We start from the raw sequence: 14,742 nt of genomic DNA, 5'->3' as shown, positions 1-14,742 counted from the left end.
CTCCATCGATTTATTATTCTGCATAGTACAGGAGGCTATATGGCTATTCAACGATTATTTGTAAGAAAACAAGATGCCTTCGCCCACGAAGCGAATCACATGTTAAAGACTATTCAAGAAGAATTAAATATTCCTGCTACGAAGGTGACTATATATGAACGGTACGATATCGAACATCTCGACGAAGAAGCCTTAGAGAAAGCTAAACACTTAATTTTCTCTGAACCTCCTGTTGACATCATCACCCATGCCATCGACACGCCGAATGATGCTTTCACATTTGCTATTGAATATGTACCTGGCCAATATGATCAACGTGCAGATAGCGCGGAGCAATGTATTTCTATGTTGACCCTCACTACAGGTCACACCGTACGTTGCGCTCGCCTCTTTGTCATTGAAGGCGCCCTAACAGAAGAGCAACAAAGCACCATCAAAGCACACTACATTAACCCTGTCGATTCTCGCGAAGCAAACCTCGACATACCATCTACATTAGCCTATCAATTAGAAGAGCCAGCACCTATTGCTAATATTAATGGGTTTACAACCATGAGTAATTCTGAACTAGAAATGCTCATCAAAGACTACGGTTTGGCTATGACCTTAGCAGATATTAAACTCATCCAAAAGCAATACGCTACGGTAGAGCACCGTAACCCCACAGTGACAGAAATCCGCTTGTTCGATACCTATTGGTCTGATCACTGCCGTCACACTACATTTATGACGGAGTTAACAGACATTACAATTGAAGAAAACCGTTTTACTACACCCATCGTAGAAGCATTAGAATCCTACACAGAAGGGCGCAACTTAGTGTATACAACGAAGGTAAAAGGCCGCTCTCTCATGGATATGGCTACATTAGCAGCAAAAGAATTACGGCTCGTTGGCGGCCTTGCCAGTCTTGACGAATCCGATGAAATCAACGCTTGCACTATCATCGTACCTGTAGATGTAGATGGAAAAGAAGAAGAATGGCTCCTTCTTTTCAAAAACGAAACACACAATCACCCTACTGAAATCGAACCATTCGGTGGTGCTGCCACTTGTTTAGGTGGTTGTATTCGAGATCCATTAAGCGGCCGCTCCTATGTATACCAAACGATGCGTGTCACTGGCAGCAGCGATCCACGAACACCTTTAGCAGACACATTAGAAGGCAAATTACCTCAAAAGAAAATCACTCAAGAGGCTGCTCGTGGATATGCTTCTTATGGCAACCAAATCGGTCTTGCCACAGGTGAAGTAAAAGAATATTACCATCCTGGCTACGTAGCAAAACGAATGGAGATTGGTGCTGTTATCGGTGCAGCTCCACGCGCTCAAGTACGCCGCGAAGTCCCGATTGCTGGAGACGTAGTCGTTTTATTAGGTGGTAAAACAGGTCGCGACGGCTGTGGTGGCGCTACCGGTTCTTCTAAAAAACATACCATCGACTCCCTTTCTACTTGTGGTGCAGAAGTTCAAAAAGGCAACGCCCTAACAGAACGCAAAATTCAACGTTTATTCCGACGCCCTGAAGTTACGACTCTCATTAAGCGTTGCAACGATTTTGGCGCTGGTGGCGTGTCTGTAGCGATTGGTGAATTAACAGATGGCGTTACAATCAATCTCGACTTAGTACCGAAAAAATACGACGGTTTGGACGGCACCGAACTGGCTATTTCCGAATCACAAGAACGCATGGCCTGTGTCATTGCTCCAGAAGACGTAGCAGCCTTTGCTACATACTGCGATGAAGAAAACCTTGAATGCACTGTTGTTGCTGATGTAACAGATACGAACCGCCTCATCATGACTTGGCAAGGTCAAACTATCGTAGATATTAGCCGAGACTTTTTAAACACAAATGGTGCTGCACAACAACAAGAAGCAATCATTACAGCACCAAACGAAATATCTTACTTCCGCCGTGGTTCTGCCAGTGCAGACAACTTCAAAGAGCAATGGCTATCTGCTGTATCTACACTCAACACATGCTCACAACAAGGTTTAGCCGAACAATTCGACAGCACTGTAGGCTCCAATACAGTTCTTATGCCTTTTGGTGGTAAATATCAAAAAACACCAACCCAAGGGATGGTAGCTAAACTTCCTGTATTACACGGCGAAACGACTACTACCAGTATTATGACACACGGCTTTGTACCAGAGTTATCTGCTTGGAGTCCATTCCATGGCGCTCAATATGCTGTACTTTTATCAGTAGCTAAAGTCGTAGCTCTTGGCGGCCGCGTAGAAGATACATACTTAACACTCCAAGAATATTTTGAACGTCTCCATTCCAAAGAATCTTGGGGACAACCTGTAGCAGCTTTGCTAGGCGCTTATAGGGCGCAAAAAGAATTAGGCATTGCTGCCATTGGCGGCAAAGACTCTATGAGTGGTACCTTTATGGACTTAACAGTGCCTCCTACTCTCGTATCTTTTGCCGCTACTATGGCGCCAATGTCACGCATTACAAGTCAAGATATTAAAGGCGTTAACAACCGCCTTGTGATCCTCGATTTACCACGCACCTATAACGATACGCCAGATTGGGATCGCTTCAAAGAAAACTGCGAAATCTTACAAGAACAAATCGAAAAGGGCCGTGTGTATTCAACTTATGTAGTCGATCAAGGGGGCATTCCTGAAGCAGTTACAAAAATGGCTCTCGGCAACAATATTGGCGTAAAATTTGATACCTATGCAGAACGAGCTATTTTCCAACCAGCTATCGGTTCTTTCATCGTCGAAGTAGATATTAAAGCAGTAAACGCTTTATTAGAATTACCTGATGTGAAAGTCATCGCTGTAACCCAAGAAAAACCAGTTATCGAATGGAATGGTCAAGAAGTATCTCTCAAAGAAGTGCAAGAAGCTTACGAAGCACCACTACAAGATATCTTTCCATTACAAGCAGAATCTAGTACCGGCGAAGCAGTGGCGTACATTCACGACCAACAAGCATCGCCGCGCATCAATCCATTAGGAGCAAAACCGAAAGTCTTAATTCCTGTATTCCCAGGTACAAACTGCGAATTCGATTCAGCGCGCGCCTTTGAAAAAGCTGGTGCAGAAGCAGATATTGTAGTCATTCGCAACCAAACGACAGCGCAATTACAAGAATCTATCGATGTGATTCAGAAAAAATTAAAAGAATCTCATATCCTTATGTTCCCAGGCGGCTTTAGCGGTGGTGATGAACCAGACGGGTCTGGTAAATTTATGGCTACTTTATTCCGCAATCCAGCCTTATCAGAAGGGTTAGAAAACTTGTTATACCAACAAGATGGTCTCGTTCTAGGCATTTGTAATGGCTTCCAAGCGTTGATTAAACTAGGTCTTCTCCCTGGCGGTCACGTTGAACCGTTGACAGAAGCACATCCTACATTGACTTTCAACACCATCGGTCGTCATGTCTCTCGCATGGTACAAACCAAGGTTATTTCTACAAAATCCCCTTGGATGAGCGATGCCAAAGCTGGTGAAATCTATACAGTACCTATTTCTCACGGTGAAGGTCGTTTTATTGCGAGCCCACAACAAGTGCTCGAATTTAATCGTTCTGGTCAAATCGCTACGCAATACGTTGATTTCGAAGGCATTGCATCCATGGATGCACGGTTCAATCCAAACCAATCAGTAGCCGCCATCGAAGGTATCTATAGTCCAGATGGCCGCGTATTTGGTAAAATGGCACACTCTGAGCGCTGCGGTGATGGCATTAGCAAAAATATTCCAGGATTATTAGAGATGCCAATCTTCACGTCTGGTGTTAAATATTTTAAATAAGATAATCTTTAAAATTTCTAACACCTAATAGTAGGTAAACATTGATTTTTACCGAAATAATTAGTATTATTTATAAAGAAATATTGCTACGATATATAAACCTGGCATATTCACTGCAATATGTCAGGTTTAACATATTGCTTATGTAAGAAAGGATTTTACTATGCATTGTGCTCAGAAAATGACCCATAACATTTACTGGATTGGCAGTAATGATTGGACAACTGAACGTTTTGAAAACTTATTCCCTATCCCTAACGGTGTTTGCTATAATAGCTATTTCATCGATGACGAAAAAACTTGTGTGGTAGACAGCGTTGATGCGGAAATCCGCGAAGCCTTCTTCGATAACTTAACGCATCTATTAAATGGTCGCGAATTGGATTACATCGTGGTTAACCACATGGAACCAGATCATTGCCAAACATTGTTGGAAACATTAGAACGTTACCCAAATTGTAAAATGATTGGTAATGCCATTACGTTCCGCATGTTCGAACAATTTTACAACTCCCCAAAACCAGACAACTACTACGAAGTCAACGATGGAGATGAAATCAATTTAGGTAAACACACATTAGTATCCTATAAAATGCCAATGGTGCACTGGCCTGAAGTAACTTGTACCTACGAAAAAACGACTGGTACATTGTTCTCTGCTGATGCATTCGGTACATTTGGTACTATCGATGGCAGCATCTTTGCAGATCAAACTGATTTCGTTCGCACTTATGAAAACGAAGCGCGCCGTTACTACACAAACATTGTTGGTAAATACGGTCCGCAAGTACAAGCGGCTATCCGCAAAGTATCTGAATTGGAAATCAAACGCATTGCGCCTTTACACGGCCCAGTTTGGCGTACACCTGAAAGTATTGAATACATTGTAAATAAATATTTACATTGGTCCAGCTACACAGCGGAAGAAAAAGGCGTTGTAATCGCCTTTGGATCTATGTATGGTAACACGCGTGATGTAGCGCAACAATTAGCAAAACAATTAGCTCGTCGCGGTGTAACAAACATCAAAATCTACGATGTATCTAAAACAAATCCGTCCTACATCATCGCCGATGCGTGGCGATATACCAACCTCGTTACGATTGCCCCAACATACAATATGAACCTCTACCTTACAATGGAAAACTTTATTCACGAATTGAAAGCATTGAACTTCCAAAACCATAAAGTATCCATTATTGGTAACTACTCTTGGGCATCTGCAGCTATGAAAAGCATGGTACACCATTTCGAAAACGACTTCAAAGATATTGAAATCGTATCTGAACCAATTGATATTAAATCGTCTTTAAAAGAATCAGACCTACCATTACTTGAAAAAATGGCAGACGATATTAAAGCATCTATTGATGCTGCAGAAATCAAAGCGGTCTCTTTATAATACTCTTTCATCAACCAATGAAAGCCCACCAAATGGTGGGCTTTTTTATTACCATTGAGACGATTTATACACAACTGAGGCGGTTATAAAATTTCCTTAAATTATTATTGACAGGACAGGACCTATCTCGTATACTAGATAAGTACCTGTTACAAAACAACATACATGGAGAGGTGTCCGAGCGGCTTAAGGAGCATGATTGGAAATCATGTGTGCGGTGATACCGTACCGAGGGTTCAAATCCCTCTCTCTCCGCCAACATGAAAGAGGCAGAACGTAATGTTCTGCCTCTTTTTATTTTTTGTCTTTAAAGTAGTTCGCGATGAAATTACGAATCATAAAGCCACCTGCTATACGGCTACGGAAACGATAGTTATACTAAAAAATCACCTCTAAATTATTATATAATGAAGGTATTCAAGCTACATTATATGCAATAAAGAGGTGATTTCTATAGCGACAAAGGCACAAAACCTAGCGCACACGATATGGTTGTGTAAATACCATATTGTATTTACTCCTAAGTATAGACATAAAGCTATATGTAATCAATATCGAGAAAGTATTAGAAAAATATTTAAGCGATTATATGAATACAAAGGGAGTAATATAATTGAAGGACATTTAATGATTGATTATATTTATATATTAGTGACGATTCCACCCAACATATCGGTGTCGAGTTTTATGGGATATCTTAAGAGAAAAAATGCGCTGATGACATTTGATAAGCACACCAATACCAATTTAAAATATAAATATGAAAATAGACACTTTTAGGCTGAGGAATATTATGTATCAACGATAAGACTAAGCTTTTACTATTATTAATCAAAAAAGCTAACTAATAAATTTCCAGTTCATCAATAAATATAGCTAGTTTTTGACAATTAGCTATAAAGCCTTTTTCTTTGTTCAATTGATAACATACTTTCAAATTAATCAGTATAAATTCACTTTCACTCATAGTATGAGAAAAATATTCATCATACATATGCTCTACATTACAGAAAGCAGGCCGATTATTATAAATCGTACATTTATAAGTATTACAATTCAAATAACGACAGCAATCTTTTTCTACATCGTACAAGTATTTTACTTCAGGTACTTCATTAACTTTATAACAACAAAGACCACATTCTATACAGGGAAATTTTTCTTTCACTTATCAGAACCTACTTTTTCTTTAAGCCAAGAGCGAATATTACTACTATTTTGATAATCAAAAGGAATATCTAATTTGCGCTTTTCTGTTTCTCGATGCAAATATACAGCTAATTGTTTCGGTGTACCAGCTAAATAAATCTCATCAACCAAGTAAGCCAACTCATCTGTATCTAAGTTAAATTCTAATCTTACATATTCAGCTATTTGCTCATCTAATATGCGATTGATCTCTTGATATTGCTCGAGTATCTTCTCATACTTAGATTTTGTAGATTCAAAAAAAGCGATAATTTTCTTCATTATCGAACTATGATCAAAGAAAAATACTATGCCTACAGTCATAATCCCTGTGGCTACAGCAGATAAAAAATTAGCTATATAGTTGCCACCTGGAAACTGTAGAAGATTAACTAAAATCGACTGTAAATAAAGGCCGAGTACACCACTTATAGCAATCGAAATAATTTTTAAAGCTTCTTTAATTCGTTCCGGCCAGGATAATTTATCAGGATTAAAAATAACTAATTTAGCAGCGCTAACAATACTACCAAACGTTTCACGAATGATTCGTACCCAAAATTTACCAGTTGTAAAAAAAGTATTAATCAAAGTCGTTCCTAGACTTGTTAAGGCACCCATAATAGAAGATTCTAAAAAGACATCTTTAATTTCTTGAAATTTTAACTTAATTTTCTTCCAGATATGTTGAATGGCAGTTTTTAATTCATTGAAAAATGTTCCTAATTTAAAATTAGTCTTACATTTTTCATAAATTCGAGGCAACTCCTTCTTCAGCCCAAGCCATATTTCTCTAAAAATGACACCATATACTTGCTGAATGCCCATTTTAAATCCACTTTTAATTGATGCAATACTTGCATTCTCTAAAAACTTCTTACTTGTATAATACTTTTTATTGATAATTTTATCCTGTGCCTTTCTTGATTTCTTTGCTTCTGCTTTTATCAAGTCAGGCTTGGTCGCTTTCAAATTATTTAAATTCTCTTTTTCTTTGCGTAGCTTATTTTGTAACTTTTGCCGCTCGTGCCGAGTCTGCCCATCACTGCCACTTATGTCTGATAATTTTTGTTCTAATGTATAAATACGATTTTCTTTTTCTTTTACCATGGTTGGCAAATTATCTGCAAAATCTTCTGGTGACATATCAGATTTTCTTAAATTAACATATGCAGTAGTTTCAACAAAATTATCCTCAATGTTTGCTAAATCCTCTGTCTTAATTTCAGCTAGTACACGTCCAGCATCATCATGTACTTCATGACCTGAGATAGTATGATCAGTATGAGTATTCTCATAGGGGTTCAATATTTTATTTGAATATCTATCAACTAAAGTTCCCGCTTCCTTTTCTGCTTTCAATCTCCGTTTATTAGCAATAAATGTCGAATCTTTATGAACAGCCGCAGAATCATAATCTCCGCGGTTGTTGTACCGTAAACGTTCTTCTTCTGTTGCATAAATACCTTTGCGTACATTATGAATAGTGTTTACATCACCACCATCTTTATCTTCAAAAAGAAGAAATCCTAATCCAAATGTTGTAGCTAGCTCTTTAGTTATAGTCTTATCTAATTCTTCCAACCAATCAAACTGTTTTGTTAATATCCCATCCATATTATTTTCTAAGTCCTCTGTCAAACGGATTTATTTAAAATTTAATACTTTGTCCATTTCCTTATCATTAGTAATAAAGCATTGATCTCCATCAGTTTTAGGTACTAGTCTTGATTCTCCCGTTGTTTTATCTGTTTCTTTACGCATTTTAAATAAAGGCGTTGCAATGATATCAGCTAAAATTGCTGCTAACATATAGCCATTAGAAATATCTGTTATGATATCTTCTGATGCATTATCAATCTCTTCATCACTCATGACAGAAGCCATTTTTAACTTTTCAATATATTTATTAAACCTAAGATTTAACCGTTTTAATTCTTTTGTAATACGGCTGACATATATTTGAATGCCTTCATGTTTTTCACAAATAGTATTATACTTTTCTATAATTTCATTTACTTTTTTCTCATATTGTTGGGCGGCTTTTAATCCTTCTTCCATTTTAGATTTGTATGCCCGACCAGCAATAGCTATAACTGGTGCAGCTACTAAACCTCCAAGAATAGCAGTACCACCCGCTACACCAAGACCACCTGCAGCTAAGGAGCCACCACCAATAGCAGCTAACGATGCATTTGTAGCCGCTACACCAGATAAACCAGCAATTGCAGTGCCTGTAGAAGCAGTCCCAAAGGTCATGACACCACCATACACAGCAAATCCTGCTGCAGCACTACTTGCTACACCTTTAGCGGTTGCAGCTAAATAATCATCAGCTTCCATTTCTATGCATTTAATCTGCTCGAGCTTATAGTCCTTTATAGGAATCTCTATCATTTTTCCTTCTCCGACACCAGCTTGATTCATTTTTGCAATCAAATCATCTGCCAATGTTCTAAACGTTGTAAACGATTGACTGATAGATAATTGTAGTAACCCTAATTTTTCTAAAGAAGATTCTGTTACTTTTATACACTTATCAGCTTTCTCTTTTCCCTCATCGTAACGTCTCTCAGCTGAACGTTTTAAACGTTCAGCTTCATCCTGCATATTTTTGCCATCAATGCCATCTTTAACACCTTTTCCGCCTATAAGTACTGCCGCTCCAATTAATAATGCTGGTAACATAATAATCCTCCTAAATGTAATATATTATGGGACTAAGCAATCATACCCTGAACACTTTCAGAAAAATACAAATTGCCTATACAACTAAATCTTAATAAACATTTGTAAATTTGCATAAACCTCTTTCAACTGTTCAATAGAACGCTTTGCACGCTCTACATCATTTTGAGTAAGTTCTGTAGCCTTAATAAATTGTTGCAAAAATTTTTCTTCTAATTCATCCATCTCATTATCTGCTAATAATAAAGCTACTAATTCTACTACAATTTTCTTAAGATCTTGTTGGCTGCTAATCGCAATTAATTCATTAATAATATCTGATAATTCCTTGTTTACTACATATGAAGTAGGCGCATCAATTCCCATTTCACGAGCGTACTCCTGTAGCATCATTTCTTCTTGTCCTTCTAATGAATCATTAGCTTGTGCAGCTAAAATAGCTAAGTCCATAAATAATACTTTTTGCTCTAATTGTAAATCTTGTAAATACATAAATATCTCCTTTTACACTGATCGTTCTATTAAAATTAATTAACTTTAATATCTTCTTGAAAACGATTCTATCTCTCCTATAACTTCATCACAACTAACCAGACTATCAATAAAATTAGCATATCCTAAAAATCTATAATAGTTCGTAATTTGTCTAATTGTGCGTTTTCGCCTATTCTACATACTACTAATGCATGCGCTAATGCTAATAACTTATCTGCTTTCACACTATTATATGTATAAGGATATGTATTGTTAGTACTAGAATCTACTTTTACTAAGAAATGTTTACTACATATATCTTTCAAAAGAATCACTATATCTGCTATATTAATAATTTTAGCTTGTTCTAATTTAGTTAATTGTGACCAATCTGGTGTTCTATAAACAAGATTGGTCACCTCTGTAAGTTCCATCTCATAGATAAATATGATAGATTCCAATAGTTTTCTATACTCTTCAATACCAGTTTGTATAATATCTAGTTGAGTAACTCTATCTTTTAATTCACTTATGAACTTTTCAATCTGACTATCCTTACGACTAGAGCCAAAAAGACCAACTATCCCTCCAAGAACCCCTCCTACTGCTGATAGACTCGCTGTCGTTGTCGCTGTCCCTACCATTACTAGACTATCTTCAGAACAGCTTACTTCTACCTCAACTCTATTTTCATTATTATCATTATTTGTATTAGTGGCAACGAGTGTTGCTATGCGACCACTATTAAGAACCCCTAAATTCTGGAATGAATTTATTATATCGTCAAAATAAATAAAAGATTCTATAATCGATGTTTCATATCGACTTAAGCGTTTATAGCTAACCCATACTTCTTCCTGCTTCTTAACTAATATATCATTTGACTTATGTATCACTTCATCATAGGAACTCGAATTACTAAAAAAACCACTTGCTACACCGACTAAAAGCTCAACTGGATGTTTGTTTCTAGTTGATATATCTAAAAACTCCTTAAATCTCATGTCTACTCCTCACTTTCTATGCTATTATCTCATTACAAATTCATTGTATTAAATGTCCCCCCCCCCGTCAACATTTAACACTTATTTGTCCATATATTTTCAATTACTCTATAATATCTACTACTTACATAATACCTATTACCTAAGACAAACATATGTCCCACTTAATTATTTATAGCTTATTGCACTACTACTTATAGTATCAGTGATTCAATGATTTACATAAAAAAATAACTAGATGAATAGAAATGCTACTTTCCTTCTCATCTAGCTATTGTTACTATTCAATTAAATTGTTAAGTTATATCAATACAATGACTTCGTCCATTAATAGATTGCTACCTTACATGTAATATCATTCTATTAACTATGAAGAGTAACTTTCATACATAGTTGCAATTTCATCTCGCATCTCATCAACAAAATCTTGCGGCGCCAACACTTTTACTTTCGAACCTTGTGAAAGTAATACCATTTTAATACCATCACCTTCTATGTCCGCTTCTAATATAGTTTCTGTCGATAGAGTTTCTATAATACGTGCTGTAGGAATCCTATCTAATATAGCGTTTATTGATGGACCGTTATAAGAGAAACGAATGCATCGTTTTTTCCCAGAAAACATGTACTGCACTTTTTGTCTCACTAAGCCTTCGTTAATAGCGGTATGTCTATCTTTTCGAAAATGATCATTATGAACAGTCATATTCAATATTCGATCGACGCGAAAATAAATAGGAGTCCTTATTTCATCGTCACAGCGATAGCAAATCAAATATAAATAATATTCTGATACCATCATGCTAAGGGGTTGTACTCGGCGGACTACTTCTTCTTTATCCATTTTACGATAGGCAAGAGTAAGTTCCTTTTGTTCATAAATGGCACGAATAAGACTCCCTACATAATCCATAATTCCATTATTATCTCGTGCTACTTCCTGATACTCTTGTAGTTCTCTTTTAATAATGCTATCCATCATCGTCTTATTAACAGACGACATGGCTCTTTTTAACTTTCTTATAATGGTTTCTGTTTCATCTTTGCTAAGTAACCGGGAACTCAATAATACTTTTATTATGATTAATAACTCTTCATTTTGTAAGCAGTCTTCACTATCTAAATGATGCATTTTCATTTTATGAGAATATATAATCTTAGTGTTACCTACAAGGCTACGGGAATCATACAAGAAATTTTTAATCGTTGATAAATCTCTTGATATACTCTTTTCAGAAACGCCCAATTCTTTTGCGGTAGTACTAATAGAAATACTGTTTCCCCGCATAAAAGTGTACATCAAATAAAGAATTCTCATAATTTTTTCTGTTGATTCTTTCTGATTTTCACCTAATGTAACCGCCTTCTTAGACACCTTTTCTTCCCAATCTGCTGTAAATTTATTATTCATATATATTCTTCCCACAGTTTTATACGCCATTGAAAGCCTAAAACTTACAACGAGCTCATAATCTACTTAATAAATTCACCCTGATTATAACAAATTCTAAAATGACTTACCACAGATAGCGTGTTCTCTTTTTCCGTCTCTCTTCTTCTCGTTCCGACTCTTCTTTCATCACATTCCACAAAACACCAAGTATGCCTAAACTAATTTTACCAATTATACGAATTTGATCAGCAAGAAATTCTTCTGGTTGTTTTCCATCTGGTAATCTCATTATAGATTGTATGTTTGTAATTTTCATATCAATTCCTCCTTTTATAATTATTATAACTAAGAATATAGACAACTATTTGTCCTTATAAAATTAAGTTAGACTAGTAAGATTACTAGATGTTAATTAAAACTAGTACAACGTATTCAAACATTACAAAAAAAGCCAGTAAAAGCAATCAAAATCAGCTTTACTGGCTTTCACTATATTTGAATTATAAGATATTTACTTCCACCAACGATTATGCGGCGCCTCTCCATCGAGGTTCCACACTTCACCAATCATAGGGGTTACATAATCATAGTCTTTTCCTTCTGACGCAGCGAGCAAACGCTCCATCGGTTCTTGCCATTCATGGCGAGCGAGAACGAATTTACTATTGTGAACAGACACAACTTGTTTTGCTTGTACATCGAGGGCAATTTGAGCTACTTCTTCTGGCATGCTATGGATCTTACTCCAATCTTCATTGTATTGACCATTTTCGAGAATAGCAATATCCATAGGGCCATAAGTAGTTCCAATCTGTTTAAAGAAATCACCATAGCCACTGTCGCCACCAAAGTAGACTTTGCGTTTCGGTGTTTCAAAAACGAAGCCAGCCCACAATGTAGGGTTTGGAGTTAAGAAACGGCCTGAAAAATGTTGCGCTGGTACAACGTGTATACGTAGGTTTTCATCAATAGGCACGGTAGTGTTCCAATCTTCTTCAATTAATTGCTCTGGTTTTGCACCCCATCGTTCTAAATGAGCACCAACCCCTAGAGGCGTCACAATGCGCTTCGTTTTAGGAATTAAGGCTTTCATCGTAGGATAATCTAAATGATCGTAATGATCATGAGATAAGATTAGCACATCAATTTCTGGAAAATCTTCCGCATCATACACATGACTTCCGTTGAAAGCTTTATTAATAAACCACAATGGCGATGCATAGTCAGATAACACAGGATCGATAAGAATGCGTTGACCACTTAATTGCATATACAATGTGGAATGACCAAGCCAAAGAATCATATCTTCGTCACGAGGTATAGATTTCAAATCAACTTTCACAGACGCTGTAGGGATTGGATTGGCTTCTAATTTTGATTTATCGCCAAACAAGAATTGATAAATTCCTTTCCAGCGACTACCATCACTTGTATTCATAGGTACTTCTACTATATTGCGGAATTGACCATCTCTGTAATTCGGAGATTGCTCAATACGAGCTAATCGCGCTCCCTCTGGCTTTGCTCCCCACAAAGGATGTTGCAAAAACCAATATATACCGCCTCCGATAAGAACGAGCATGCTTAATACTACTATTACTATATATCGCATTATATATCCTTCTTCACTAACTTAATACAAGACACTTTACATATGATGAGTTAAAGATACTCTTTTTAGGAATATACTACTAATCACATAATGAGACCTAGCTATATTAAAATAGCTAGGTCTTCTTCGTTAGTATTATATCATTCTATTCAGTGCACAACAATCTGCTAAACATGTAATAATTTAGCTACTTCACTAATAACTGTTGGATTAGTTCGACAACAGCCACCGATAATATCAGCACCCGCAGTACGCCATCGTTGGACATAGTCCAAAAACCCCGACTGCCCACCAGACCAAGTTTTTGTTAGCCCATCATAAACTTCACCTAAATTAGGATACACAATGATAGGTTTATCCGTTACAGAGCGAATGTCTTTGATGAGAGACTCTACATATTCTGGGGCGGTGCAATTAATGCCAATACCTGTAACAGGTCGCACTTTGTGAATCATTTCGGCACATTTAATAATCGTTTCACCACTAGAAATATGATGATTATCTTTACAAGAAAATGAAATCCATCCTGGCAAGCTACGAGTTGTGAACGGATCCGATAAAACGCGAGCAATAGCGATGGCTTCATCATAAGAAGGCACCGTTTCGCAAGCTAATATGTCTGGATTTTCTTCAGCAAATAAAGCCATCCGTGGGAAATGAAATACTTCTAAATATTCTGTCTTTACTCCGTAGTCGCCGCGGTATTCTGATCCATCAGCGAGAAATGCTCCATAAGGCCCTACCGAAGCGGCAACTAACGGCTTTGGCAACGCCCCTTCTGAAAAGTAACGAACGCCATCAGCTGTTTCTTCACCTAAGGTAATGCCTCGCAGTGTCGTTGCACCATTTGCTTTCGCCTCCACAAACTCGTTGCGCGCCTGTACTGCTAATCGAACGGACAACTTAACTAATTCCAACGCTTCTTCTGTACCATAACCATGCGCTTTAAATCCTGCTACGGTCGCTTGGTAACCAGAGCTTTCAATAATATCGGCACCCGCGGCTAAGTAGGAAATATGTACTTTTTTAATCATTTCTGGATTGTCCATAAGTACCTTAGAGGACCAAAGGGGATCATTAATATCACAACCTTGTCGTTCTAATTCCGTACCGAAGGCACCGTCTAAAACGAGTTGACCTCGTTCTTTCAACACATCTAAAAAAGCAGTCCTCTTAGCCATAGTTACCTCTTCTTATC

The 14,742-nt window shown here is 37.2% G+C and carries 11 protein-coding genes, 1 tRNA gene and 1 pseudogene; 4 read left to right on the top strand and 9 right to left on the bottom strand.

From position 1 onward, the window contains the following. Positions 1-39: 39 nt before the first annotated feature. From NFR29_RS02160 to tnpA, 4 genes and pseudogenes are all read left to right on the top strand, one after another. A complete protein-coding gene (locus tag NFR29_RS02160; protein WP_251422551.1) occupies positions 40-3,783 on the top strand; it encodes a phosphoribosylformylglycinamidine synthase in 3,744 nt (1,247 codons plus the stop codon). Positions 3,784-3,946: 163 nt separating this feature from the next. Beyond that, positions 3,947-5,185, top strand: a complete 1,239-nt coding sequence (locus tag NFR29_RS02155) for an FprA family A-type flavoprotein (RefSeq protein WP_251422550.1) — start codon at positions 3,947-3,949, stop codon at positions 5,183-5,185. A 167-nt stretch (positions 5,186-5,352) separates the two neighbouring features. Beyond that, positions 5,353-5,443 (top strand) — tRNA-Ser (locus tag NFR29_RS02150). A 195-nt stretch (positions 5,444-5,638) separates the two neighbouring features. Next, positions 5,639-5,962: pseudogene (gene tnpA / locus NFR29_RS02145) on the top strand (IS200/IS605 family transposase); the annotation flags it as partial. 67 nt (positions 5,963-6,029) lie between these two features. Here the strand turns inward: tnpA and NFR29_RS02140 are convergent. From NFR29_RS02140 to mmuM, 9 genes are all read right to left on the bottom strand, one after another. After that, positions 6,030-6,353 carry a CxxCxxCC domain-containing protein gene (locus NFR29_RS02140; protein WP_251422547.1) on the bottom strand — a complete coding sequence of 108 codons (324 nt, stop codon included), beginning with the start codon at positions 6,351-6,353 and terminating at the stop codon, positions 6,030-6,032. Continuing rightward, positions 6,350-8,014, bottom strand: coding sequence for a phage tail family protein (locus tag NFR29_RS02135; RefSeq protein ID WP_251422545.1), 1,665 nt, complete (start codon positions 8,012-8,014; stop codon positions 6,350-6,352). The genes NFR29_RS02140 and NFR29_RS02135 overlap by 4 nt, the downstream gene beginning before the upstream one ends. A gap of 6 nt (positions 8,015-8,020) precedes the next feature. Beyond that, positions 8,021-9,061 carry a hypothetical protein gene (locus tag NFR29_RS02130; RefSeq protein ID WP_251422543.1) on the bottom strand — a complete coding sequence of 347 codons (1,041 nt, stop codon included), beginning with the start codon at positions 9,059-9,061 and terminating at the stop codon, positions 8,021-8,023. A gap of 84 nt (positions 9,062-9,145) precedes the next feature. Further along, on the bottom strand, positions 9,146-9,553 hold the full coding sequence (locus NFR29_RS02125) for a hypothetical protein (protein ID WP_251422541.1): 408 nt from the start codon (positions 9,551-9,553) through the stop codon (positions 9,146-9,148). A 125-nt stretch (positions 9,554-9,678) separates the two neighbouring features. Further along, complete coding sequence (locus NFR29_RS02120) at positions 9,679-10,539, bottom strand: hypothetical protein (RefSeq protein ID WP_251422538.1); 861 nt, start codon at positions 10,537-10,539, stop codon at positions 9,679-9,681. Positions 10,540-10,906: 367 nt separating this feature from the next. Continuing rightward, positions 10,907-11,950 (bottom strand): helix-turn-helix transcriptional regulator, encoded by a 1,044-nt coding sequence (locus NFR29_RS02115; RefSeq protein WP_251422535.1) that lies wholly within the window; start codon positions 11,948-11,950, stop codon positions 10,907-10,909. 106 nt (positions 11,951-12,056) lie between these two features. Further along, positions 12,057-12,221, bottom strand: a complete 165-nt coding sequence (locus NFR29_RS02110) for a hypothetical protein (RefSeq protein WP_251422531.1) — start codon at positions 12,219-12,221, stop codon at positions 12,057-12,059. A gap of 222 nt (positions 12,222-12,443) precedes the next feature. Then, on the bottom strand, positions 12,444-13,544 hold the full coding sequence (locus NFR29_RS02105; RefSeq protein WP_251422528.1) for an MBL fold metallo-hydrolase: 1,101 nt from the start codon (positions 13,542-13,544) through the stop codon (positions 12,444-12,446). Between the two features lie 167 nt (positions 13,545-13,711). Further along, positions 13,712-14,725: a homocysteine S-methyltransferase gene (gene mmuM / locus NFR29_RS02100; protein ID WP_251422525.1), complete on the bottom strand. Its 1,014-nt coding sequence runs from the start codon at positions 14,723-14,725 to the stop codon at positions 13,712-13,714. Between the last annotated feature and the right edge of the window lie 17 nt (positions 14,726-14,742).

The sequence above is a fragment of the Veillonella agrestimuris genome, from assembly GCF_943193065.1.
GTDB lineage: Bacteria > Bacillota > Negativicutes > Veillonellales > Veillonellaceae > Veillonella > Veillonella agrestimuris.
This window is presented reverse-complemented; position numbering and strand designations above follow the sequence as displayed.

Bases quoted from the DNA above. Each gene is read 5' to 3' on its own strand.
- NFR29_RS02115 (WP_251422535.1), bottom strand. From the start codon at position 11,950: ATGAATAATAAATTTACAGCAGATTGGGAAGAAAAGGTGTCTAAGAAG.
- NFR29_RS02105 (WP_251422528.1), bottom strand. From the start codon at position 13,544: ATGCGATATATAGTAATAGTAGTATTAAGCATGCTCGTTCTTATCGGA.
- NFR29_RS02130 (WP_251422543.1), bottom strand. From the start codon at position 9,061: ATGTTACCAGCATTATTAATTGGAGCGGCAGTACTTATAGGCGGAAAA.
- NFR29_RS02125 (WP_251422541.1), bottom strand. From the start codon at position 9,553: ATGTATTTACAAGATTTACAATTAGAGCAAAAAGTATTATTTATGGAC.
- mmuM (WP_251422525.1), bottom strand. From the start codon at position 14,725: ATGGCTAAGAGGACTGCTTTTTTAGATGTGTTGAAAGAACGAGGTCAA.
- NFR29_RS02160 (WP_251422551.1), top strand. From the start codon at position 40: ATGGCTATTCAACGATTATTTGTAAGAAAACAAGATGCCTTCGCCCAC.
- NFR29_RS02155 (WP_251422550.1), top strand. From the start codon at position 3,947: ATGCATTGTGCTCAGAAAATGACCCATAACATTTACTGGATTGGCAGT.
- NFR29_RS02110 (WP_251422531.1), bottom strand. From the start codon at position 12,221: ATGAGATTACCAGATGGAAAACAACCAGAAGAATTTCTTGCTGATCAA.
- NFR29_RS02120 (WP_251422538.1), bottom strand. From the start codon at position 10,539: ATGAGATTTAAGGAGTTTTTAGATATATCAACTAGAAACAAACATCCA.